This window comes from Vibrio sp. 1580, assembly GCF_033340055.1.
On the sequence record NZ_JAWOVT010000003.1, the window covers coordinates 313,608 to 334,987 of the forward strand.

General features: G+C 45.9%; 23 protein-coding genes. 12 read left to right on the plus strand and 11 right to left on the minus strand.

Translation table 11 applies throughout. The features are described from left to right. Positions 1-4: 4 nt before the first annotated feature. The 4 genes from R7093_RS06685 to R7093_RS06700 form a co-directional block, all read right to left on the minus strand. On the minus strand, positions 5-2,179 hold the full coding sequence (locus R7093_RS06685; protein ID WP_047102390.1) for an FUSC family protein: 2,175 nt from the start codon (positions 2,177-2,179) through the stop codon (positions 5-7). Between the two features lie 388 nt (positions 2,180-2,567). After that, positions 2,568-3,437 carry a DMT family transporter gene (locus R7093_RS06690; protein ID WP_047102389.1) on the minus strand — a complete coding sequence of 290 codons (870 nt, stop codon included), beginning with the start codon at positions 3,435-3,437 and terminating at the stop codon, positions 2,568-2,570. A 141-nt stretch (positions 3,438-3,578) separates the two neighbouring features. After that, positions 3,579-4,547, minus strand: coding sequence for an HTH-type transcriptional regulator YidZ (yidZ, locus tag R7093_RS06695; RefSeq protein WP_047102388.1), 969 nt, complete (start codon positions 4,545-4,547; stop codon positions 3,579-3,581). Further along, a complete protein-coding gene (locus R7093_RS06700; RefSeq protein ID WP_047102387.1) occupies positions 4,522-5,712 on the minus strand; it encodes an MFS transporter in 1,191 nt (396 codons plus the stop codon). Before R7093_RS06700 ends, yidZ begins: the two co-directional genes overlap by 26 nt. A 132-nt stretch (positions 5,713-5,844) precedes the next feature. On the opposite strand from R7093_RS06700, the gene R7093_RS06705 reads away from it, so the two are divergent. Both R7093_RS06705 and R7093_RS06710 read left to right on the plus strand, forming a co-directional pair. Next, a complete protein-coding gene (locus tag R7093_RS06705; RefSeq protein WP_017634420.1) occupies positions 5,845-6,315 on the plus strand; it encodes a GNAT family N-acetyltransferase in 471 nt (156 codons plus the stop codon). A gap of 24 nt (positions 6,316-6,339) precedes the next feature. After that, positions 6,340-6,798: a GNAT family N-acetyltransferase gene (locus tag R7093_RS06710; RefSeq protein ID WP_005386911.1), complete on the plus strand. Its 459-nt coding sequence runs from the start codon at positions 6,340-6,342 to the stop codon at positions 6,796-6,798. 34 nt (positions 6,799-6,832) lie between these two features. On the opposite strand, the gene R7093_RS06715 is transcribed toward R7093_RS06710, so the two are convergent. After that, positions 6,833-7,345: a DUF2799 domain-containing protein gene (locus R7093_RS06715; protein WP_017634421.1), complete on the minus strand. Its 513-nt coding sequence runs from the start codon at positions 7,343-7,345 to the stop codon at positions 6,833-6,835. A gap of 259 nt (positions 7,346-7,604) precedes the next feature. Here R7093_RS06715 and R7093_RS06720 point away from each other — a divergent pair, with 259 nt between their 5' ends. The 4 genes from R7093_RS06720 to R7093_RS06735 all read left to right on the plus strand — a co-directional run bounded on the left by R7093_RS06720 (position 7,605) and on the right by R7093_RS06735 (position 11,588). After that, the gene (locus tag R7093_RS06720) at positions 7,605-8,315 is read left to right on the plus strand and encodes a response regulator (protein WP_017634422.1); all 711 of its coding nucleotides are present in this window, start codon (positions 7,605-7,607) and stop codon (positions 8,313-8,315) included. Then, the gene (gene creC, locus R7093_RS06725) at positions 8,315-9,757 is read left to right on the plus strand and encodes a two-component system sensor histidine kinase CreC (RefSeq protein ID WP_047102386.1); all 1,443 of its coding nucleotides are present in this window, start codon (positions 8,315-8,317) and stop codon (positions 9,755-9,757) included. The genes R7093_RS06720 and creC overlap by 1 nt, the downstream gene beginning before the upstream one ends. Positions 9,758-9,832: 75 nt before the next feature. Then, the gene (gene creD / locus R7093_RS06730; RefSeq protein WP_047102385.1) at positions 9,833-11,173 is read left to right on the plus strand and encodes a cell envelope integrity protein CreD; all 1,341 of its coding nucleotides are present in this window, start codon (positions 9,833-9,835) and stop codon (positions 11,171-11,173) included. After that, positions 11,160-11,588 carry a DUF2809 domain-containing protein gene (locus R7093_RS06735; protein WP_047102384.1) on the plus strand — a complete coding sequence of 143 codons (429 nt, stop codon included), beginning with the start codon at positions 11,160-11,162 and terminating at the stop codon, positions 11,586-11,588. Before creD ends, R7093_RS06735 begins: the two co-directional genes overlap by 14 nt. 240 nt (positions 11,589-11,828) lie before the next feature. Here the strand turns inward: R7093_RS06735 and R7093_RS06740 are convergent, their stop codons facing one another. Continuing rightward, positions 11,829-12,503 carry a fructose-6-phosphate aldolase gene (locus R7093_RS06740; RefSeq protein ID WP_047102522.1) on the minus strand — a complete coding sequence of 225 codons (675 nt, stop codon included), beginning with the start codon at positions 12,501-12,503 and terminating at the stop codon, positions 11,829-11,831. A 254-nt stretch (positions 12,504-12,757) separates the two neighbouring features. Between R7093_RS06740 and R7093_RS06745 the strand changes: the two genes are divergently transcribed. After that, positions 12,758-13,699, plus strand: coding sequence for a glycyl-radical enzyme activating protein (locus R7093_RS06745; RefSeq protein ID WP_047102383.1), 942 nt, complete (start codon positions 12,758-12,760; stop codon positions 13,697-13,699). A gap of 2 nt (positions 13,700-13,701) precedes the next feature. Then, the gene (locus R7093_RS06750; protein ID WP_047102382.1) at positions 13,702-16,140 is read left to right on the plus strand and encodes a formate C-acetyltransferase/glycerol dehydratase family glycyl radical enzyme; all 2,439 of its coding nucleotides are present in this window, start codon (positions 13,702-13,704) and stop codon (positions 16,138-16,140) included. A gap of 84 nt (positions 16,141-16,224) precedes the next feature. On the opposite strand, the gene R7093_RS06755 is transcribed toward R7093_RS06750, so the two are convergent. Continuing rightward, the gene (locus R7093_RS06755) at positions 16,225-16,770 is read right to left on the minus strand and encodes a TetR/AcrR family transcriptional regulator (RefSeq protein ID WP_017634429.1); all 546 of its coding nucleotides are present in this window, start codon (positions 16,768-16,770) and stop codon (positions 16,225-16,227) included. Positions 16,771-16,868: 98 nt separating this feature from the next. On the opposite strand from R7093_RS06755, the gene R7093_RS06760 reads away from it, so the two are divergent. From R7093_RS06760 to R7093_RS06775, 4 genes are all read left to right on the plus strand, one after another. Beyond that, positions 16,869-17,342 (plus strand): HPP family protein, encoded by a 474-nt coding sequence (locus R7093_RS06760; protein WP_017634430.1) that lies wholly within the window; start codon positions 16,869-16,871, stop codon positions 17,340-17,342. 138 nt (positions 17,343-17,480) lie between these two features. After that, a complete protein-coding gene (locus tag R7093_RS06765; protein WP_005374999.1) occupies positions 17,481-17,696 on the plus strand; it encodes a TIGR02450 family Trp-rich protein in 216 nt (71 codons plus the stop codon). Between the two features lie 112 nt (positions 17,697-17,808). Then, on the plus strand, positions 17,809-18,186 hold the full coding sequence (locus R7093_RS06770; protein ID WP_005386881.1) for a PH domain-containing protein: 378 nt from the start codon (positions 17,809-17,811) through the stop codon (positions 18,184-18,186). 10 nt (positions 18,187-18,196) lie between these two features. Beyond that, positions 18,197-18,415: a DUF6500 family protein gene (locus R7093_RS06775; protein ID WP_017634431.1), complete on the plus strand. Its 219-nt coding sequence runs from the start codon at positions 18,197-18,199 to the stop codon at positions 18,413-18,415. On the opposite strand, the gene R7093_RS06780 is transcribed toward R7093_RS06775, so the two are convergent. The 4 genes from R7093_RS06780 to R7093_RS06795 form a co-directional block, all read right to left on the minus strand. Beyond that, positions 18,412-18,699, minus strand: coding sequence for a hypothetical protein (locus R7093_RS06780; RefSeq protein ID WP_005375002.1), 288 nt, complete (start codon positions 18,697-18,699; stop codon positions 18,412-18,414). The genes R7093_RS06775 and R7093_RS06780 overlap by 4 nt on opposite strands. Before the next feature lie 77 nt (positions 18,700-18,776). Next, the gene (locus tag R7093_RS06785) at positions 18,777-19,772 is read right to left on the minus strand and encodes a flagellar motor protein MotB (RefSeq protein WP_005375003.1); all 996 of its coding nucleotides are present in this window, start codon (positions 19,770-19,772) and stop codon (positions 18,777-18,779) included. Beyond that, positions 19,772-20,629 (minus strand): flagellar motor stator protein MotA, encoded by an 858-nt coding sequence (gene motA / locus R7093_RS06790; RefSeq protein ID WP_005375006.1) that lies wholly within the window; start codon positions 20,627-20,629, stop codon positions 19,772-19,774. Before motA ends, R7093_RS06785 begins: the two co-directional genes overlap by 1 nt. Positions 20,630-20,639: 10 nt before the next feature. Beyond that, positions 20,640-21,368 (minus strand): FliA/WhiG family RNA polymerase sigma factor, encoded by a 729-nt coding sequence (locus R7093_RS06795; protein WP_005375008.1) that lies wholly within the window; start codon positions 21,366-21,368, stop codon positions 20,640-20,642. Between the last annotated feature and the right edge of the window lie 12 nt (positions 21,369-21,380).

Sequence of the window (21,380 nt, forward strand, 5' to 3'; positions counted from 1 at the left end):
ACCTTTAAAAACGCTTCTGTTGTAAGTTCACCCAATCGATATCCTCGTAGGTTTGCTTGCAATGCTTGATTGCTTCGAACACGTTCCGTTTTAAATTCAGCAAGATATAAAAACCGGCTATCTCTGAATAAGCGTAGTCAGATAAATCCAACTCACTAAAAAAATCTTCCAGTTTATCTTCGAATGTTTGGTAATCTTGACTGTATTGGTCGAATACGGAGTCGAGTTCTTGTGTTGCTTGATGGCTGGCTAAAGCGCCCGCCATCAAAGGAATGATGGAATCGCGGTGCTGTTGGCGAAGCTGAGTAATTAGTGGATTGGTCATCAACTTTTTCTCGGCGGCCATTAAGATGTTGATGTGATTACTGAGTACATCACACGCTTTGCTAAACGCGCCAATCGCTTCTGGCGTGGTTTTATCAAAGTGTTTGTGGTTGATTTTCGAACCCCAGACTTTGAGCTTTTTCGATGAGACATTGAGCGTCACCAAGTGCAAGGCCCGTTTGAGCGGCGTAATAACCGAGCTGGACTGCTGTTGATAGGTAGTGAACAGCTCTCGGGTATGTCGGAAGTAGCGTTCTTTTATGGTCAAAAAGAGGTGTTCTGGTCGTGAGCTAAACGGGAAGTAGTGCGCGAAAATAATCATGAACACCACCATGTAGAACAACAGCATGATCGTCATGAGGATCCCGAAGTGATAAAACATGTTGTTGTCTAAACCAAGAACAAACAAGCCAATCATATAGAAAATCGTCACTGGCCCGTTAAACAGATAAAAGCCGATAAAGGTGTAGATAAAGATGAACAGGCCAAGTTCTAACCCGAGATCCAATTGCGGAAGAATGAAGACGTAAGAAGGCACCGCGAACAAGAAGCCGAAAGTGAACAGCACAAGTAACAATATCGGGTGCACAGGCACGAACGACAGCAAAGACATAAACATGGTCGAGAAGACCACGAACGAGTAGCCGCCTGGTGGATTGAAATAAATCCAAATCAGTCCTGCAATCCAATAGGTAACAAAGGTTTTGACCGCAGTTTTAAAGTTTTCTGCGTCCCACCATAGAAACTTGCCTTTCGGTTTCGGCAGTGGCACGTCAAAGGAGACATTGTTCGTCACAGAGTCAATACAGCTAATGCTCTCCGCTAAACGCGACAAGTTTTGATGCATCAGTTCCAATAGGTGACCAAGCGTAAGCGCAGAGCCTTTCTCTAGGTGCGCTGCGTTTTCTAGCAACGCTTGGTTGTATTTGACTTTGAATTCCTGAGCACGATAAGCGGGTTCTTTTTCGTCCCAGACTTGTTGGCAGGTATCAAATAGCGCGTCAATTTCCGCCACGGCTTGATCAAAGTTGCTGATGCTTTCACGGTCTTGTTGGTGGCTAAAGTGGCTGTGCGCCGCAATGGTCAATTGTTGCGTTACTTGCTTGTTCAAATGAACCGCCAAGCGCCACTCTTTCATGTAGGCCGACACGTCGCTGCATTCCACACTGACTGTGGCAAAACGCTGTTCGAGCGCATTTTGGGCGGCAAACATCTGTTCGATGAGAGTGTCCACGCTAGGTTGTGGCTCTTCAGCTTCTGGATTTTCTTCTCCGCCTTCTTGAGGAGAGATTTGCCCTGCCGATTTTTGCTCGAAATTTTGCAAGATAGCGGTGAACAACGCGCGTTGTGCTTGGTTGAGTTGTTCGATGAGCTGTCTTAGGTTTTGTTCTGTTTTGGTCGGGAATAAGAAAGTCCCCACGAGTGTGTAAACCACCACCCCAAACACCGTCATATAGGCGCGGTCAACGCCATAAAGAAACGCACCTTCTGCGTCACCGCCATTGGACATCATCAACGTCATCACGCCGGTCAGCATGAGTAGCGTTGGATCTTTTTGATAGGCATTACGGAAGTAAAAAATGAAAGAGACCACAACCGACACGCTCAGCATGTACAGCAAGCGATCTTGAGCAAACAACCCCACCAGTAACAAGCCAACCACGGCACCAACCAATGTACCTAACACGCGTAAGGTACCTTTGGCGAGGGATTCACGACGACTGCCTGTGGATGCAATCAGCATCACTGTGGTTGCGGCCGTCGATGCTTGCGGCCAACCCATGGCAAACGGGATCAGATAAGCCAGAGTTAGGCTAAGCGATACTTTAATAGCGAATTTTATTTTGTCGTTCATAGTGTCAAAGTTTGCTCAGGCTTATCGTTATAAGTTGATGAATTTCTTATATGAATAATCAGAATCTTGTTCTGAATAAATTCGGGGGGCGGAATATAGCGGGTGAAAAAGTGTGCTTTGTAAACCCTTTGTCAAAACAAAAAGTGCGTATTTGGCTTGATCTCGTGCTAGCCCTTGGCGTTATTGGTGAAACGCCTAAAACGAGCAAATTCGCGATCTGTGATGATTCTCACTTTTGAAACAAAATCGCTGCATTGTGTGAGCCAATTCTCACCTTATATTCTTCGCCTGGTACCAAAGCAGACCACTTGTACCATCTGCAATGAGCTTTAATGCTTTAAAAAGCATAGATGATGAATGGGTACTTGAGAGGGAAAGTTATTACTTTTTATCGGCTTGCCGATTGTTCGTTTGTTTTTTTGGATCGAGATAAAAAAACCAAAGCGATCCCACCAAGAATGATGCCGCTGGTTAAAAGAATATGCAGTGAAAGAGGCTCGTGGAGTACGATGCTGCCGAGTAGCAAAGCAATGGCTGGCACGGAAAGTTGGCTGGCGGCGGCTTGAAGCAAAGAGAGCTTAAGTACGACTTGGTACCAAAGCGTATAACCAAGGCCAGAGGCAATGGCACCAGATGCGATAGCGAGCAACACTCCGCTCAAAGAAAGGTGGATTGAGGACAGCATCAATGGTGATAGGAGTATGCCAATTATAGATGCAGCGATGAATCCCCACGTGATGCCACTACTTGGAGAAGGCGCTTGTTTGCCGAGCGCAGTAAACGCAGCCCAGCAAACGCCAGAAATCAACATGAGAAGTGCAGAACTGATATCGGGGCGAGTGGCAGATGGCAACATTAACCAAACAAAGCCAACAATCGAAAGGCCGATACCGATGATTTCGAGAAACTGAAAGCGCTCACCTTGCCACCAATAGATTGCCAGTAACGTCAGTTGCACGGCACCAAACAAAAGCAAAGCACCGGTTCCTGTCGCCAGTTGTAAGTACGCGAAAGAGAAAAGGGCAGCGTAACCAAATAACGCCACGCCAGCAAAAAAGCGAAAGCGAGAAGTTGGCCGATCGGTTTTCCACTGGCCTCTCACGACAAGCATTGCGATTAAGGTAATCGCGCCAGATATCAATCGAACGAGCGTGAAGCTTCCTGCATCAATTAACCCTTCTGCCAAGGCAATTCGACACAATAATGAATTGGCAGCGAACGCCAGCATTGCAATGGCAGTGAGTAAAAAGGTCGACATCCTTGATCCTTAGCGTGTAAATGAACAGCTAGTGTAGATCCAAAAGAACATTTTTATTAGTTGATAAAGTGATTAGTTATAGCTATCAGAGCAAGAAAGTCATTAAAAATAACCAGAGAAAACCTGACCTTAGCCTGAGTCTTACTGTGGTTGGGAAGGTTGTTTGTACAATGACTTAATGGTGTTTTTCAACCATAGCAATTTGGGATTGTACGCATTGCGTTTATGCCAAATCATGGTAAATGGAATCAGTAACTTGTCTTGTTGAGCTTGGTCTAATGGAATTGGCAAGCACACCAAATCGAGATGCAGCTTTTCTGTGTAACTTTTGCAATAGTGCGGCGCGGTGGTGATCATGTCATGCGTCGGCTGCGCTGCCATAAAAAGAGATTGCTCAAAGTTGGACATCGTCAGCCCGATAGAGCGCTGTAGCCCTAGTTCCGTTAATACTTCATCCAACGCCCAAGTTTCACTTTTTTCCCAAACAATATTGATGTGTTGGTAGCTCAGAAAGGTCTCGAGATTCCACTCTTGCTGTAATGCCGGATGATCTTTATGTAAATACACCATCGGCAGGTCATAAAATAGAATCTCAAAATCCAAGAAATAAGGCAGAAGATCCAACGACTCTTTCGATCTAGGGTGGCTTTCTCGGCCGGTAAAACCGATATCCGCCTCGCCTCGAATGATGGCGTCGAGTGAGTCGTAATCCCAGTTACTGGTTTTTACTTTCGCTTCAGGGTATCGCTGGTGGATAGCGACGATGAGTCTGTCCAGCATTGTGAGCACTAATGGCGACTCAATCGTGATATCAAAACGCACTCCTTTAGGCGTAATATCGCTGCGTTTTTCTGCAATCTGGCAGCCAATTTGCAGCCATTCTGCAAGATCTTGCTCCATGCTTTGCGCCAAGGGCGTTGGCGCAAGACCTTTAGGTGTTTTGACAAACAAAGGATCATCGAACCAATGACGAAGTTTGTTGAGCGACTTACTTACGGTAGAGGGCGTAACGTTCAGCTTTTTCGAGGCTTTCGAGACGCTTTGCTCTTGCAACAATAATTGCAGAGTGAACAGTAAGTTTAAATCAAGTCGCGCTAGGGATTTCTTCATAATGGGTATCGTGAACAGGCTTTGGAATCAATAGTATTAGAGCAAGGCTGATTACGCTACCTAGCACTAAGATAAACACCAACATATTCAGTGCAGTAACGCCGATGAAACCCATAAACCAAATATAGAACGCGGAACTACAAACTTGAGCAATGCCCAGTAACGAGCTTGCCACGCCAGCTTGTTGAGAGAATGGGCTGAGCGCTTGGCTCATGGCCACGCCAAAGCCACAAGCGAAGCCTGCGCAAATCAGCCCAAGTCCGAAAACATAGTAAAAAGGTTGTCCATCATGGAAATGGGCTGCACTGAGCACGATGGCTGAACAAACGAGCAATCCTTGAGAGCTCATCATTAAGGTTCGCTGCTTGAAAATCCCCAATGCCAATGGCGCCGAGAACGAAATCAACATACTGATCGTCGCAGTCCCCGCCATGATGGAAGAATAGCCACCGCGATCAAAACCAAGCATACTCATCACAACAATTGGTGAAGCGTTAACAAAGGTCAGGATGGTGGTCACTCCAAGTGCAGTAATGATCAGCCTACTGATAAAAAATCGCTCGAAGAAAGTCTCTTGATGGCTCTCTGGCGTTGTCTGTTCTTCACATTGTTGGCTGGGTAGTGATTCCTTGAGAACAAAAATGGCCAATACACTGACGAGAATGCCCATTCCTGCCATCGTGGTAAACAAACTCGGCCAAGGAAATTTCAGCATAATCAAGTGACCAATCACGGGTGCGATCACTGGAATGATACAGGTGATGCCATTGAGCATCGACAATACTTTCGCGCGGCGTTCATCGTTTAACGTGTCGCGTAAAATCGCGAATGCGACGACATAGCAAGATCCAGCCCCGATGCCTTGGCAAAAGCGAGCAATCAAGAAAGTGTTTGGTTGCTCAGCCATCCCGCCGAGAAAAGACGCGAGCACGAAGATCATCGCGCCGACGACGGCAATAGGTTTTCGTCCCACAGAGTCTGCAATTTTCCCCGCGAATAACATGGTGGTAGCCATGCCAGCTAAATAGATCGAAAACGCAATATGCAACTGAGATTCACTGGCGTTGAGATCTGACGCAATTTGAGGCAAACCAACAAGGTACAAATCAATGGCAGTAGGGTAGAGTAAAACGAGTGCAAAACTACAAAGTAAAAAACGGGACATGGAAACCTCTCTATCGAATGGCGAGGATAATAGAGTGCTAAACGTTTGCCTGCGAGTGGGAAATACGACACTAGGTATTTCTATTTACGACATACCCTGTATGAATTGAGCATAAAAACAACAAGGAAGATTATGATTACTATTGAAAAGTATTCGCCTGAGCGACATGAACACACTTGCGAACTTAGCGTGCTAGAAGAGCAATCGCAGTTTACGGTCGCGGATGTGGGTGAAATGCTTACACGTCTTGAACCCACAGAGCTTCCGCATCTGATTCTGGCGGACGATGACGTGGTTGGCTTTTTTCTATTTGATGCAGCTTACAGCGAGAAATACGATTTTTGCCCGAAAAACAGTTTAGGCGTGCGTGCTTTGCTGGTGGATCACCGTCATCAAGGCAAAGGCATCGCCAAGCGAGCAATTCAACAGTTTGCCAATTTCGCCAAACGCCATTATCCCGAATTTGATGCGCTTTATCTCACTGTGAATTGCCGCAACATACCTGCTTATCAGTGCTATTTAAAATCAGGGTTTGAAGATACCAATGAGCTTTACCACGGCGGCCCAGTTGGACCGCAGCACATTATGAGACAGCCGCTTTAGCTATGAAAAACCAAGGATGGATATATGAGAATTGAAATCGACAATTTAGAACGGCCGCAAGTGATTGCGCTGTTGGAAGGACATTTACAGGACATGTACGCCACGTCACCACCAGAAAGCGTGCATGCGTTAGATTTAGATAAGCTCAAAGCGCCAGAAGTGACATTTTGGACCGGATGGAAAGGTGAGCAACTGCTTGGGTGTGCGGCGATTAAAGAGTTGGATGACCAACACGCGGAGCTGAAATCCATGCGTACCACGCCTACGGCAAGAAACCAAGGTGTGGCATCTCAATTATTGATTCATGTGATTGAGCAAGCGAAGCAAAAAGGTTTGCAGCGCTTGAGTTTAGAAACGGGCTCGATGGAGTTTTTTAAACCAGCGCGCCTGTTGTATGAAAAGCATGGCTTTGTGTACTGCGAGCCGTTCGGGGATTACGAACTCGATCCGAACAGTCAATTCATGACCCTAGAACTGAGCTAGGGCCATGAATTTTTAGAAGCTAAATCCAATCGATTTAGAAATTCAGATTCAAGTTGATGGTTGGCGACAAGAGGCTTGAACGCTCGTCAGCCAATCGCTTTCTCTTCTCTTTCAGTCTCTTGGCATTATCTTTGTCTGGATTGCCATCAAGCTGATTATCGATGACCGAGATTTCAGTATCGATTTGTTGGATGCGTTGCTGGCGTTGATATTCTTGATGACCTAACTGGTAGTTCTCAATAAACTCTTTGCTGCTGCATACACCGTAATATTCTTTGCCTTCGATACCGACAGTGTACCCATTGTCTGGTGAGCAATATTGGATAGTGCCTTTATCAAAGCCTTCTTTCCATTTCGCTCGGTCGGGTATCACACCCGCTTCACCACAGTCTTCGGTATAGCTATTGATAATGCTTGGATCGTTGCCGTCTCGGCCATCTTGATAACCTACGTTGTACCAGTTTGCCGTTTTGCACTCATCCGGAGACATGCTAGCGCAACCTGAGAGCAAAGTCAGTAAAGCCAGGGGGATTAGCGCTCTTTTCATCAGTGACTGTCCTTTAAATAAAATCGAATTGATAACTTGAGTTTAAAATGAACACTGTTCATATCAATGGTTGAAATCATTGTATCCACAATTGTGGTGACTCATTAATCTAAGTGATAAATTTATTATGCTGAATAGAAGTGTGTTTGATTAGTATTATCCACGAACTGCGCCTTTGCTGCATCAATCCACTAGCCTTGGCCCCAAATTAAGTGATAATACCAACATAAAGATAAACACCGTCAATGAGGCTAAGACATTGAGCGAACAACCCACCGTCCTTATTATCGAGGATGAATCTGCTATCGCAGAGAACCTGATTCATGTATTAGAGATGGATGGCTACCACGCAGAGTGGTTTGCAACGGCAGGAGAGGGCTTGGCCTTTTTGCAGCACAACTCCGCAGCGTTACTTGTCTTAGACGTAGGCTTACCGGATGGTAATGGTTTTGAATTGTGCAAAACCATCCGTGAGTTTTCTGATATTCCCATTATCTTTCTCACCGCAAGAAGCGATGAAATTGACCGCGTCGTGGGCTTGGAGATTGGCGCGGATGATTACGTGACTAAGCCATTTAGTCCGCGTGAAATGTTGGCTCGCATTAAACTTAGAATCAAAGCTAAAGCGCCAATGATGGAGCACAAACCAGAGCCTGTGGCTGTTCCAGAACAACCTCATTTGAACCATGATTTAGTTGCGCAGAACTTCGACTACGGTGTTGGCGGGCAAATGCTTGGGCTGACCGCGGTGGAGTTCAAGATCCTCGATAAACTGATTTCTGTCTCTTCCAATGTATTGAGCCGAGAGCAGCTCATGGTCGCTGCTGACATGGCGCCAGAGGCCGCATATGAGCGTAATATCGATACCCATATCAAAGCCATTCGCCATAAGTTGAGGCCGTTTGGGATGTCTGAACGTATCTGTACCAAGCGTGGCTTTGGTTACTTTTACTGCATTAAAGGTGAATGATGAATCGCTGGCCGAAGATCCCTCTTGGACTCAGACTGTTTTTTCTCTACTTCATCTTAGTCGGAATGACGGCTTACATGGTGAGCAAAACTGTCGTCCAAGAACTTAAGCCAACCGTGCGCCAAACCACCGAAGAAACGCTGGTGGATATGGCGAACTTGCTCGCGGTATTGGCAGAAGAAGATGTTGCGAACGGTAAGTTATCTGAGAGTCGCTTCTCCAAACTACTAGCGGCTTATGGTCAGCGAGAGCCTCAAGCACGCATTTGGGAAATTGGCAAAAAAGCGATTAACCATCGAATTTACATCACCGACAAACAAGGCATTGTGATTGCGGATTCTTGGCAGCAAGACGTTGGCAAAGACTATTCGCAATGGAACGATGTGTATCTCACGTTGCGTGGTCAATACGGCGCGCGCAGTACCATCGAAGACCCGAAAGATCCGCTCTCAACCGTTATGCACGTTGCTGCGCCCATTTACCACAAAGGCGAGATCATTGGCAGCGTGACGGTGGCAAAATCCAATCGCTCAGTACAACCTTTCATCGATCTTTCTAAACGCAATGTACTGTTTTGGATGGTGTGGATGAGTGGTTTAGTGCTATTGGCAGGGGCATTGTTTGCTTGGCGAATTCACTCGGCATTGAACAAGCTGGAAGACTACGCGACCAAAATGGGTGAGGGCGAAAAGGTCTCTAAGCCGACATTTCGTATCTTTTATGAGTACGGTACGTTAAGCGACGCATTGGAGAAAATGCGCAATCAGCTCGATGGTAAACAATATGTGGAAGAGTACGTACAGACGCTGACTCATGAGCTGAAAAGCCCGTTATCAGCGATTAAAGGCGCGAGTGAAATATTGCAAATGCCGTTGCCTGAAGAAAAGGTCGCGCGCTTTGCTGGTAACATTGAGCGAGAAAGCGATCGCATGCAATCATTGATTGATAAGTTGTTAGAACTTGCTCGTCTTGAAAAGCGCCCCGAGTTAGAACAAGTCGAAGCTGTCTCGCTAAAACAAATGGTCAATGAAGTGGTTGAATCGGCGGATGCGCGCTTGAGTGCTAAGTCGGTGATTGCCAACGTCCAAATTGATGACCATCTCGGCGTGCTTGGTGATGCCTTCTTACTGAAACAAGCTGTTTTTAACTTGATGGACAATGCGCTGGATTTTGCTGATTCAGAGGGACGCATTGAATGGAAATCGGAGGTTACGAAAGAGAAAGTGTGCTTGTCGATTTTCAATTCAGGTCCTCACATTCCCGACTATGCAATGCCTCGTTTAACCGAGCGCTTCTACTCCCTCGCTCGGAAAAATGGTGTTAAGAGCACTGGGCTCGGGCTGAATTTTGTTGAGCAAGTGATCAAACTGCACAAGGGTAAGTTGCAAGTCGAAAACGTCGATTCTGGCGTGAAAGTGACCCTGATTTTACCAACTCCATAGAAACTCCACATTAGCTCCATTCGTTCTCCAAATTGCTGATTTAGATTACTTCCATCAGCAAATGGAGAATGAAACATGAAAAAGATCCTCAACAACCAACTCGGCACGAAGTTCGCCTTCGTGCTGTTTTTGTTTGTCTTACTGCAAATCCCGCTTTCAATGGTCACTGGGCTGATCTCAGAACGCTCATATCGCCAAGATGAAGTCAGAAATGACATCGCACGCAGCAGCAGTGGCGAACAGCGCATCATTGGTCCATTCATCATGGTTAACTACACCGAAACCAGTTACCGAGATGACAAAGTACAGATTAAAGAGCGTCGTAAATTCCTCCTACCTAGCACTTTTGATATGAGCGCAAATCTGGACAGTTTTGAAAAGTACCGAGGCATTTACCCCGCGCGTTTATACAAAGCACAAGTGGCGCTGAAAGGCACTTTCGATGCAGACGATCTCGCGGCCTTGCAGGGGCTTGATATTGAAAACATGAGCCTAGTCGTTGGCATTGAAGACAGCCGCGGATTGATTCGTTTGGATGACATGACCATGGCGAGTGCTGACATCGAAGTCGCACCGGGAACGGGGTTAAATCAGTTGCCACAAGGCTTCCACAGTGCTCTGACACTCGCAGACCTAAACGCAGAGCAACCTTTGGCGTTCGATCTTAACTTCTTGCTGCAAGGGATGGGTCAGCTTCAAGTCACACCAATTGGTAGTCAAACAACAGTTGAGCTCTCTTCAACTTGGGCACATCCAAGCTTTATTGGTGATTACTTACCGGTGTCATCAGAAGTATCTGAAGATGGATTTAACGCGCAATGGGCGAGCAACAACTTCTCAACCAATATCGCGCAGCTGTTCCAAAGCTGTTTGTCATCGAATCACCCTTGTCACGAGCTTGAACAGCGACAAATGGGCGTAGATTTGATTGACCCCGTTGATCACTATTTGAAGTCTCACCGAGCCGTTAACTATTCACTGTTGGTTATCACATTAGTATTTGCGAGTTTCTTCTTACTGGAGCTGTTCCAAGCGCGTCCGGTGCACCCAGTGCAATACGGCTTTATTGGTCTGGCTTTAGCACTTTTCTATCTGTTGCTGATTTCGATGAGTGAACATCTGGGCTTTAACTGGGCGTATGTGGTGTCAGCAGTCGCATCGACGGGGCTTTTAAGTGTGTACGTGAGCGGTATGTTGAGCAACACCAAGCACGGCGCGATATTCGGAGCGTGTTTACTTACTCTCTACGGGTTATTGTTTGGCTTGCTACAAGCAGAAAGCTACGCATTGGTGATGGGGACATTACTTTGTTTCGCGATTTTGAGCTTCACTATGGTCATTACACGCAACATCGACTGGTACGCACGAAACAAGAAAGCAGAAGAAAGTGCAAAGGCGAATCATGAAGACGTTTAAGCGAGCAACTCTCACTGGTCAGCCAAGCGATATGGTGGAAGAGACGTCCGCTATCTACCTGCGATTATCTGCAAAAAATGGACTCAAAAGCTTGGTGTGTTTTATCGCATTGGTCATTATTGCGCTCTATGTTCGAGACAGCTTTATTCGTCCGACAGTTGGTGATGTTCTCGTTGTGGTTTGGCTCTACTACTTTCTTGCAAGTATGTTCTCTATGCCCGTTAACTGGCTGGTTTCATTGGTGGTGTTGATTGCGTTTGCTGTCGAGTTGGGGCAATTGCTTCAGGTCGCAGCTTGGCTTGGTATCGAATCTTCATCGCCTCTGGCTGTAATTTTGGGCGCCACATTTGATTGGAAAGATCTGCTGGCTTATTGCATCGGAGGTCTACTGTGTTGGTGGATGGAAAAGAAATGAAAACCGAGATGAAAGCTATTGCGCTACCAAACCGACTCCGCAATTCCAAACGAGGTATTCGTAAGAGGCTCAAAATCAGTTTACTCAAGCGCGTGTACCTTTGGTCACTGACTAATAGAGAACTGCTGTAAACCTCACCTCTTTATATGAAATACAAAAGGGAATTTTAAACTCACCGACGCACAGGGTGAGTTAAGATTCCCTTTATTATTCATTGAGACGTCTAGCTGCTACTTTTAATTAGCTTTCAAATGAAAGTTTATCGCCAAACGTCTCTTTCCAGTCTTTATCGAACTGTTCGACCGCCGGTTTGACTGCTGGGTGAGCGAACATTTGTGCCGCCACATCGGTTGGTAATGTAATGGCTTCGATACCCAGTTTCATCACGTCCATCGCTTGTTGAGTGTTCTTGAAGCTGGCTGCCAAAATCTTTGCTGGTAGTTGGTTCTGGTCGAGCAGTAATTGAAGATCCGCGACCACTTCAACACCGTTGCCGTTCATCGCATCAATGCGGTTTACGTAAGGTGCTAGATAGTCTGCACCGCACAGTGCTGCAAGGAACCCTTGTTGAGCTGAATAGATAGCGGTGGCAAGAACCTGAATTCCCTCTTTTTTCATTAGCTTAATTGCTGCTAAGCCAATTTCTGTTGCTGGCACTTTTACCACCATATCGTAAGGCAATTCATTCAGTTGGCGCGCTTCTGCCAGCATACCTTCGACGGTTGAACTCACGACTTGAGCGTGAAAGCGAGGTGTACCGTCAAGTGCTTCTTGCATGCCTGCTAGGGTTTCATTCAGTCCCTGTTTTGACTTCGCCAAAATGCTTGGGTTTGTCGTCACGCCTTTTAGCGGTAGGCACTGGTTAAAGCGTTTTACTTCTGCCACATCAGCAGTATCTAAATAAAGTTCAATCATGGTTTCTACCTTAAACAAAATCTTCGTTTTGATGATGGGATCACTATAGATCTGACAATCGAACGAGATCTTGACTTTGATCAATTGAAATTTCATTTGAAACTATAATAATTTCATTAAATGAAAGTTAAATGAAACTTGTAAACGCTCAAATGAAGCTTTCAGTTCGAACAAAGAAAAGCCGCTGATAAGACTTAACCAGCAAGAAACGAATTAGGTACACAGCGGTAGCACAGACCAAGAGGCAAGCAGAGATGTATTTCAATATTCAACGATTCTCTACCCATGATGGTGATGGCATTCGTTCCATTCTTTTTCTTAAAGGATGCAGCTTGTCTTGCCCTTGGTGTCAAAACCCAGAAAGCCGCAGCGAAAAGCATTCACTGTTGTTTGATCAGCGAAGCTGCATGGAAGATTGCCAGCTGTGCGTTTCTGCTTATCAAGCTACAACTCAATCTACTGCGGGTAGTGAAACGGTGAGCGATGGTATTCAACGCATCGACAACCAGATCATCATCAATCGCAAAGCCATCAAAGAAGACCAACTGATCGCGCTGCGAAACGTCTGTCCTACGCAAGCACTGACCGTCTGCGGTGACGAAGCAAAATCAGACATGCTGTTTGACACCTTAATGAAAGACAAACCTTTCTACGACCAAAGCCAAGGTGGCGTGACCTTCTCCGGTGGTGAGCCACTCATGCAAGCGGATTTGGTGGCAGAACTCGCACAGCGTCTGCATGACAACCAAGTCTCTACCGCTATTGAATCGTGTATGCATGTGCCGTGGAAGAACGTCGAAAAAGCCGCGCCGCATATTGATTGCTGGTTGGCGGATTTAAAACACACCGATGAAGAAAAGTTTCTCAGCTGGGCGAAAGGTTCACTAAAACGCATCAAAGACAATTTCCGAAAACTGGCACCTATCGCGAAGCGCATTGTGATTCGTGTTCCCGTCGTGCCGGGGTTCAATGACACCATCGAAGAGTTGAAAGACATCATCGATTTTGCGGCTTCATTAGAGAGCTGCCAAGAACTTCACTTGCTGCCGTACCACACGCTCGGCATCAATAAATACCGTTTGCTCGATATGCCTTACGAGTGTTCTGACAAGCCATTAAACAAACCAGAACTGCTAGAAAGCGCCATGCAATACGCAAGCGAAAACACCCAACTTAACGTGATTGTAAGAGGTTAACTATGGACCTGAATTACCTTCCTGAGCGTATCAAAGCGCACAAATCGGCACTGGTAAATATCGTAACGCCACCTGTCTGTACCGAGCGTGCAGAGGCATACACTCGTGCTTATCAAGCAAACGAAGACAAACCTGTGATTGTCCAACGTGCGCTAGCACTGCAAGAGCATTTACGCACTCGTACTATTTGGATTAAACACGATGAGTTGATCGTCGGTAACCAAGCGAGCAAAGTGCGCGCTGCACCTATTTTCCCAGAATACACTGTACGTTGGATTGAAGCGGAAATTGATGATCTAGCCGACCGCCCAGGTGCAGGCTTTGCCGTTACCGAAGAAGATAAGCAAAGCATTCACAGCATCACACCGTATTGGCGTGGTAAAACCGTTCAAGACCGTTGTTACGGCTTGTTCACTGATGAGCAGCAAGAAATCTTAGCCAGCACCATCATTAAAGCTGAAGGCAACATGACTTCGGGTGACGCGCACCTTGCGGTGGATAACGAAAAAATCTTGAAGCTAGGCATGAACGGTTTGTTAGAGGATGTTCGTCAGCACCGTGTTAACAATGATGTTTCGACCTTTGAAGGCTTGAAGAAAGAGCAGTTCTACAAGTCGGTCGAAATCGTGCTGCTTGCGATTCAAGACCACATAGTGAGCTACTCTGAATTGGCGGCAAAAATGGCGTTAGAAGAGACGCGCCCGCTACGCAAAGCTGAGTTAGAAAGCATTGCGGCAAACTGTCGTCATGTCGCGAGCCACGCACCAGAAAACTTCTGGCAAGCACTGCAATTGAGCTACTTCGTTCAATTGATGCTACAAATCGAATCGAATGGTCACTCGGTTTCTTTCGGTCGTATGGACCAGTTCCTAAACGAATTTTATGTTCGTGATATCGAAAACGGCACAATTGAGAAAGACTTTGCATTAGAGCTTTTACAAAGCTGTTGGTTGAAGCTGCTTGAAGTTAACAAGATTCGCTCTGGTGCGCACTCTAAAGCCTCCGCAGGTTCTCCGCTGTACCAAAACGTGTGTATCGGCGGTCAGAAGTTGAATGAAAAGGGTGAGCCTGAAGACGCTGTGAATCCCCTTTCTTGGGCGATTCTGGAATCTTGTGGTCAGTTACGTTCGACGCAACCTAACTTGAGTGTGCGTTACCATGAAGGCTTAAACCAAGAATTCCTGATGGGCTGTGTTGAAGTGATTAAATGTGGCTTCGGCATGCCTGCTTTCAACAACGATGAGATTGTCATTCCTGAATTCATCAAGCTTGGCGTAGAGAAAGAAGACGCTTACAACTACGCATCTATCGGCTGTATCGAGACGGCGGTTCCGGGCAAATGGGGTTACCGTTGCACAGGCATGAGCTTCATTAACTTCGCTCGTATCTTGCTCGCTTCATTGAACGAAGGTGTGGATGCAACAACGGGTAAAGCTTTCTTGCCACACGATAAGTCATTAGCAAAAGGCAACTTTGAGAACTTTGAGCAAGTGACAGCTTCTTGGGCAGAGCAAATCCGCTACTACACCCGTAAATCGATTGAGATTGATACAGTCGTCGACAGCGTGCTTGAACAGCAGGCACAAGACATTTTCTGTTCAACGCTGGTGGATGATTGTTTAGCTCGCGGTAAAACCGTGAAAGAAGGTGGCGCGAAATACGATTGGGTATCTGGCTTGCAAGTCGGTATCGCGAACTTGGGTAACAGCCTAGCTGCCATCAAGCACCTCGTTTTCGATGATGCGCAAATCACCCAGCCCCTTATCTCACAACAACAGCTAGCAAAAGCATTGGCTGAAGATTTCGACGGAATGGAGAACGAACAACTTCGCCAACGTCTTATCAACTTTGCACCAAAATACGGTAACGATGATGACGCAGTAGACCAACTACTGGCAGACGCGTACCAAGTGTACATTGATGAGTTAGAGCAGTTTGTTAATACGCGTCATGGGCGTGGTCCAATTGGTGGCGGTTACTACGCAGGTACATCAAGTATCTCGGCAAACGTCCCATTCGGTGCTTCAACCATGGCAACGCCAGACGGTCGTAAAGCGAAAACGCCATTAGCAGAAGGTGCAAGCCCGTCGTCTGGCTCAGACCGTTTAGGTCCAACCGCAGTGTATAACTCAGTGGGTAAGATCCAAGCGAATAAGATCTTGGGTGGCGTGCTGCTTAACCAGAAGTTAAGCCCGGCAGCGGTTGAGTCTGAAGGGGATAAACTCAAGCTTTCTATGTTGATTCGTACCTTCTTCAACCACCACAAAGGTTGGCACGTGCAGTACAACATCGTCTCTCGTGAGACCTTGCTAGCTGCGAAGAAGAATCCTGAACAATATCGTGATCTTGTCGTGCGAGTTGCAGGCTACTCAGCGTTTTTCACCGCGCTATCACCAGACGCGCAAGACGACATCATCGCACGTACCGAGCACGAGTTGTAAGTACACTCACTAAGTAAAACAAAAGGCACCGATAGGTGCCTTTGGTTTGAATACTTAATTCGCGAATGACTATACCTGACCGCATTACAGCTTGTGCAAAATGGTCACGCATTTCTTCGTGACGTTGTCGTATTCTTTCGTCATGTAAGCGGTAGTGATCGCGCCCTCTTTCATGAAGCAAATGGCATCGAGTAATGAAGCGTTGTCTGATTTGAGATAGCGTTGAATTAGCTCTCTGACTTGCTGCTTATGGTAGCGGCAATACGTTGCGATCTCGCCACTGTCGTCACTGAATTCCGCGGACGTATTGATGAAAAAGCAACCGCGAAACTCGCCCAACTTTTCTTCAGAGCCATGAAACCAGCCGTTGAGTGCTGTAAATAACTGATCGATCACTTCCGCGCACGTTTGTGCTGAAGAAAGCTTTTCCTCCAACCATTCCATAAATATTTCGTGGCGTTGTTCTAATGCGGAGATGATAAGTGCTTCTTTGCTCTCAAAATGGTTATATAGCGTGCGTTTAGCCACGCCGGAAACATTGAGGACTTCATTGATGCCAATAGAGTTTATGCCTTGTTTGTAAAACAGTGACAAAGCTGTGTCGATCAATAACTGTTTCTTTTTGTTCATAACTACGTCCTCAAAAAGTTCCATAAACACATATTGACAAAGGTAGACAGGTTTGTCTATTTTATTTTGTAGACAATTCGGTCTACTTTGAGGTATTTATGAATAATTTAATTTTATCGTTGGTTGCCGGGCTTGGCGCTACGTTGGCTATTGGTGTGTTGTCTTACGCCGAGGTATCTCTTACTGAGGTAGTACTTCTCATGGCGCCATTTGGTGCTACGGCGGTGTTGGTGTTTGGGGTGCCTAGCAGCCCTCTCGCTCAACCCAAAAACGTGATCATTGGTCACTTCATCACGGCCTCTATCGGTATTGCGTTTAGCCAGTATGTTGACGTCACGCCGGTCACGCTCGCGATTGCGACGGGGCTAGGTGTGTCTGCGATGCTGATTACGAAGACCACTCATCCACCTGCGGGTGCAAATCCAATTTTGATCATGGCGTCTGGGCAGGGATGGAGTTTTCTCTTCACGCCTGTCCTGATTGGAGCGATAGTGATTGTTCTGGTCGGTAAAGGGTTACAGTTGCTACAAAGTCAGTACCTAAACCCTCGACTGAATGGTCAGAAGACCTAGTCGGATTGTAGTTAGAGCCGCGAAAGGGAGTGATCTCTTTTGCGGTTTTATCTTTTGTCGGTTTGCAAAAACAAAATCTGATTCTCTCTTGGTATTCAGTCGTATACATCAACATGGTAGTTAAATTGGTACAATGCGATGAACAGAATCCACCCTAAGAAACTATTGCACAGTAAATGGACGGCAATTTCACCTAAAAACAAAGAGAAGCATTTTGTCGTGACAGAAATGGAACTAGATGAAGATGGTAACGTTGTGAGATGTGTCATCGAGGCAGTCATGAGTAAACGCGACCGAGAGATGAACTGGCAAGACCTAAAAGACTCTGAGCAATGGATGCAAGGGTGGAAGTGAGTGACGCTTCGTTGTTGGGCGAATCAAGCAGAAACGTGCGTTGCGAGTAGGCAAAAGTGGTGCTATCTGATACGTTGATAATTCGTTCTAACGCCCACTCAAAGGATTAATTATGATTGATTTCGACAATTCCTCTGTATTTAAGCTTAAGCCGATTGACGTTTCTAATGCCAGAGAAGACTTCCTTAAGTTCTTGATTGATGGTGAGACTATTTTCGCTGCTTTTAAAACAGTTCGTGACCAAGTGGTGTTTACGAACAAGCGAGTGATAGCGGCAAATGTGCAAGGGATTACCGGCTCAAAAGTGGATTACACTTCTTTGCCTTACAGTAAGATCAATGCATTTTCTATCGAGACCTCTGGTACTTTTGATTTGGATTGTGAAATCGAGTTCTTCATGAGTGAGGTGGGAAGAGTGCGTTTTGAAATTAAAGGCTCGTTTGATTTGATTTCTTTCAACCGTATGGTTAGTGAGTATGTACTAGGTTAAGGGATTAGAAATGAGAGCTTCGCTGAGAGACAAAATTATAGAGGTCTGTGACAAAAAGATCGCGAGTAAAGGTGAATTGGTTGGTCTCTCATTTTATGCGTTTTTCGCTAATAAAAATGACGACCCAGAGCTGTTGATGGAAGCGGCTACGTGGTGGATTCAGACTCATCAGCTCGACCACTTCGAAAAAGCAGTAAAAATAAAATCAATGGTCGAGTCGGGGAGCTAAATTAAAAAAAAGAAGTAAAGAAAGCAGACAAATGCTAATAACGTTGCGGACAAAACAGGGTAGATAATGTAAGAGTCCTGCTTGTTGGTTCGTTGAAAGCATAGCGAAACAAGTAAGACGTTATAAACAACAAGTAACAAGCTGATCATGGTTCCGCTGTTTAGTGTCATACTTGATAGCTGAGTTAAGAAAAACGCCAATAAAAGGTAATCGAAGACAATGAGCCATAAAAAGGCTTTCTTCAGTAAGTCGCTTTTTCTTTTTTCGGATGATGTTATGTGCATATAGAACTCAACTAAAAAGTCACAGTAACAGAGGCTTTGGTTAGAGAGGTCACCATCAGAGTGGTGACCTTTTAAGATTATAATTCTTGAATTTTTACTTCGCTGGTGGCGGTATCGCCGGAGTAATTGATGACTTCTTGACGAATGACTGGTTGGTTAAATTCAGCCTTATCTTTCGCTTTTTGCAGTTCACTTTCTTGGTGGTTGCCAAAAAGGGTCTCAAGCACTTTAGCGGCAGGAGTCGTTAAAACAAACAGCTCAATACGACGGTTTTCGCTAGAATCTGGCTCATCAGGATTAAGCAGCGCTCTATCTGACATACCCGTTACCTGCATTACTCTATCGTCCGGCATACCGCCTTCAACTAACGTATTTCTTGCTACGTCTGCTCGAGAGGCTGATAACGCCCAGTTAGATTGACGACCAAAACGCTTTTTAAATGGAATTGCATCTGTGTGTCCGCTGATGATCAGAGGGTTGTTAACACGATGAAATACAGGTGCTAGTGCGAGCAGTAAATCTTCAAAAAAAGGAGTAAGTTCTGCACCACCACGGCTGAACATATGCTGTTTGTAATCATCTTGAAGGACGATACGCAAACCTTGTGGTGTCACCGTGACGTTTACATTTCCCTGCGCATTAATTTGGGCAGTCATTTGCTCAATTACTTTCGCTAGTGCGGCAAGTTGCTCTTGAGTATCGAAGTTACCAGGAATCAAAGAATCAATTTCTGGTCCATCCCCATCACCTTTAAAGTAAGAGCTTACTACATGGTTGGAGTTGTGTTTACTTGGCACAGAAGAGTCCTGTGCCAAGTCGATAGGAGAAATACTTTGTGACGTATCAAATGGGTTGCCGTAACTCTTATCGAATACGCTTGAACTATGCAAGTGGGCAACAATCGCTTTACGCTCTTCTTTGTCTACCACCTGCATAACCCAAAGTACAAGAAACAGCGCCATTAGGGCGATCATGAAGTCAGCAAACGCGACTTTCCACGCGCCGCCATGAGACGACTCATCATGGCTGTATACTTTGGCACGTTTGAACACTACATGCTCTTGTTTTTGCATTATCCCTCCTGTTCAGCTAACCACTTCTCCATTTGGTTGAATGTTGGTTTGATGTCTAGCTGAATATGTTTACGACCAGCGTCAATGGCGAGCAATGTCGGCTTTTTCGCTACGTAGGCAACCAAGGTTGCACGAACGCACTCAAAAGCAGTCATATTACGTTTTACTCGCTGAGCCATGGCGTTACTTAGTGGATCTAAGCCACAGTAACAACCGAAAATACCAATGAATGTACCAACGAGAGCTGCCGCAACGTGATAACCAATCATAGCGATTGAGCCATCAATAGCTTGCATGGTGATAATGATGCCACCAACTGCTGCAAGAATACCGAAGCCAGGTAGTGCTTCTGCTGTACGCTGTAGTGAGCGTGAAGGTAAAAGCATTTCGTTCTGTATTGCTTCGATTTCTTGCTCTAGCAGTCCCTCTAATTCATGAGGCGACATCTGTCCCATTGCCATTAAACGTAAATTGTCAGTAATGAAAGAAATTAGGCGATGATCTTCTGCGATCGTCGGGTAAGCGAGGAACATAGAGCTTTGCTCCGGAGCCTCAATATGAGAATCCAGAAACTTGTATCCGCGGTTTCTCGCTGTCTCTAGCAAGTTGTTGAGTAGTGCCATTAATTCCATGTAGTACTCATGCTCTTCTGTTGGACCTTTAATGGTCGCTGGCACTTGGCGACGCATTTCTTTCAGTACATGAGGCGGATTACCGATGATCAGAGAACCAGCAGCGGCGCCAATAATGATAAGGAATTCGGCTGGCTGCCAGATAGCACCTAAGCTACCACCGGCCCACATATATCCACCGAAGACGCACACCAGGATAGTGAGCACTCCAAAAAACTTTTGCATCTTGTGACTCCTAAGAGGACATTAATTGGTTGAGTTGTTTCAGCGCTTGTTTGTGAAGCTGACATATACGAGGTGGTGTCAGATCCAATACCAGAGCTATTTCGTGTAAGTTGAGTTCATGTTGATAGAACAGAGTCAGGAGCAGTTGATCGCGCTTAGGTAACTTACCCAAAGCACTGTCTAAACTACGACGAATATGTTCATGTTCCATGCCATCGTATTGCCCGCCAATGTAGCTATCACCGCTGCTCTCCATCAGTTGGTCAAGGCTTTGCATCTCGCCTGCGAGAGCGGCATTTTGGCGGTTGTAATAATCTTGCTCATTCGTCCCTAAAGCCTGGATGATTTCGGCATCCGTTGGCATTCGACCTAACGTTCGAGTGAGATCTCGAGTCACGTCGTTGAGCTCGTGGGCTTGTTGACGAGTCTTACGTGAACGCCAATCTAGTCGGCGTAATTCGTCTAAAATAGCTCCCCGAACTCGACAAACGGCGAAAGCAGGAAAGTGAGGATCGTCAACATCGCCATATCGGCGTCCAGCCTCGACTAGAGCGATAAGGCCTATCTGCTGCATATCTTCAATACTACAGTGAGAAGTGGCATGAACGCGCAGCTGGTTAACTACGCGTTTTACCATGACCTGATGACGTTGTAGCAATGCGTTTTCATCAATTGGTCGTGACGGTGTTGTCACTTCCTCTTCTGTGGTGTAAGTGTCTTGTACATTCATGTCTAACATGGTTGTGCTCCG

What these genes read in the sequence shown, in the direction of transcription:
- R7093_RS06685 (WP_047102390.1), bottom strand. Translation starts at nt 2,179, where the DNA reads ATGAACGACAAAATAAAATTCGCTATTAAAGTATCGCTTAGCCTAACT.
- creD (WP_047102385.1), top strand. Translation starts at nt 9,833, where the DNA reads ATGAAAAAGATCCTCAACAACCAACTCGGCACGAAGTTCGCCTTCGTG.
- R7093_RS06705 (WP_017634420.1), top strand. Translation starts at nt 5,845, where the DNA reads ATGATTACTATTGAAAAGTATTCGCCTGAGCGACATGAACACACTTGC.
- R7093_RS06745 (WP_047102383.1), top strand. Translation starts at nt 12,758, where the DNA reads ATGTATTTCAATATTCAACGATTCTCTACCCATGATGGTGATGGCATT.
- R7093_RS06780 (WP_005375002.1), bottom strand. Translation starts at nt 18,699, where the DNA reads ATGCACATAACATCATCCGAAAAAAGAAAAAGCGACTTACTGAAGAAA.
- R7093_RS06690 (WP_047102389.1), bottom strand. Translation starts at nt 3,437, where the DNA reads ATGTCGACCTTTTTACTCACTGCCATTGCAATGCTGGCGTTCGCTGCC.
- R7093_RS06700 (WP_047102387.1), bottom strand. Translation starts at nt 5,712, where the DNA reads ATGTCCCGTTTTTTACTTTGTAGTTTTGCACTCGTTTTACTCTACCCT.
- R7093_RS06715 (WP_017634421.1), bottom strand. Translation starts at nt 7,345, where the DNA reads ATGAAAAGAGCGCTAATCCCCCTGGCTTTACTGACTTTGCTCTCAGGT.
- R7093_RS06770 (WP_005386881.1), top strand. Translation starts at nt 17,809, where the DNA reads ATGATTGATTTCGACAATTCCTCTGTATTTAAGCTTAAGCCGATTGAC.
- yidZ (WP_047102388.1), bottom strand. Translation starts at nt 4,547, where the DNA reads ATGAAGAAATCCCTAGCGCGACTTGATTTAAACTTACTGTTCACTCTG.
- R7093_RS06785 (WP_005375003.1), bottom strand. Translation starts at nt 19,772, where the DNA reads ATGCAAAAACAAGAGCATGTAGTGTTCAAACGTGCCAAAGTATACAGC.
- creC (WP_047102386.1), top strand. Translation starts at nt 8,315, where the DNA reads ATGAATCGCTGGCCGAAGATCCCTCTTGGACTCAGACTGTTTTTTCTC.
- R7093_RS06765 (WP_005374999.1), top strand. Translation starts at nt 17,481, where the DNA reads ATGAACAGAATCCACCCTAAGAAACTATTGCACAGTAAATGGACGGCA.
- R7093_RS06775 (WP_017634431.1), top strand. Translation starts at nt 18,197, where the DNA reads ATGAGAGCTTCGCTGAGAGACAAAATTATAGAGGTCTGTGACAAAAAG.
- R7093_RS06795 (WP_005375008.1), bottom strand. Translation starts at nt 21,368, where the DNA reads ATGTTAGACATGAATGTACAAGACACTTACACCACAGAAGAGGAAGTG.
- R7093_RS06710 (WP_005386911.1), top strand. Translation starts at nt 6,340, where the DNA reads ATGAGAATTGAAATCGACAATTTAGAACGGCCGCAAGTGATTGCGCTG.
- R7093_RS06760 (WP_017634430.1), top strand. Translation starts at nt 16,869, where the DNA reads ATGAATAATTTAATTTTATCGTTGGTTGCCGGGCTTGGCGCTACGTTG.
- motA (WP_005375006.1), bottom strand. Translation starts at nt 20,629, where the DNA reads ATGCAAAAGTTTTTTGGAGTGCTCACTATCCTGGTGTGCGTCTTCGGT.
- R7093_RS06735 (WP_047102384.1), top strand. Translation starts at nt 11,160, where the DNA reads ATGAAGACGTTTAAGCGAGCAACTCTCACTGGTCAGCCAAGCGATATG.
- R7093_RS06755 (WP_017634429.1), bottom strand. Translation starts at nt 16,770, where the DNA reads ATGAACAAAAAGAAACAGTTATTGATCGACACAGCTTTGTCACTGTTT.
- R7093_RS06740 (WP_047102522.1), bottom strand. Translation starts at nt 12,503, where the DNA reads ATGATTGAACTTTATTTAGATACTGCTGATGTGGCAGAAGTAAAACGC.
- R7093_RS06750 (WP_047102382.1), top strand. Translation starts at nt 13,702, where the DNA reads ATGGACCTGAATTACCTTCCTGAGCGTATCAAAGCGCACAAATCGGCA.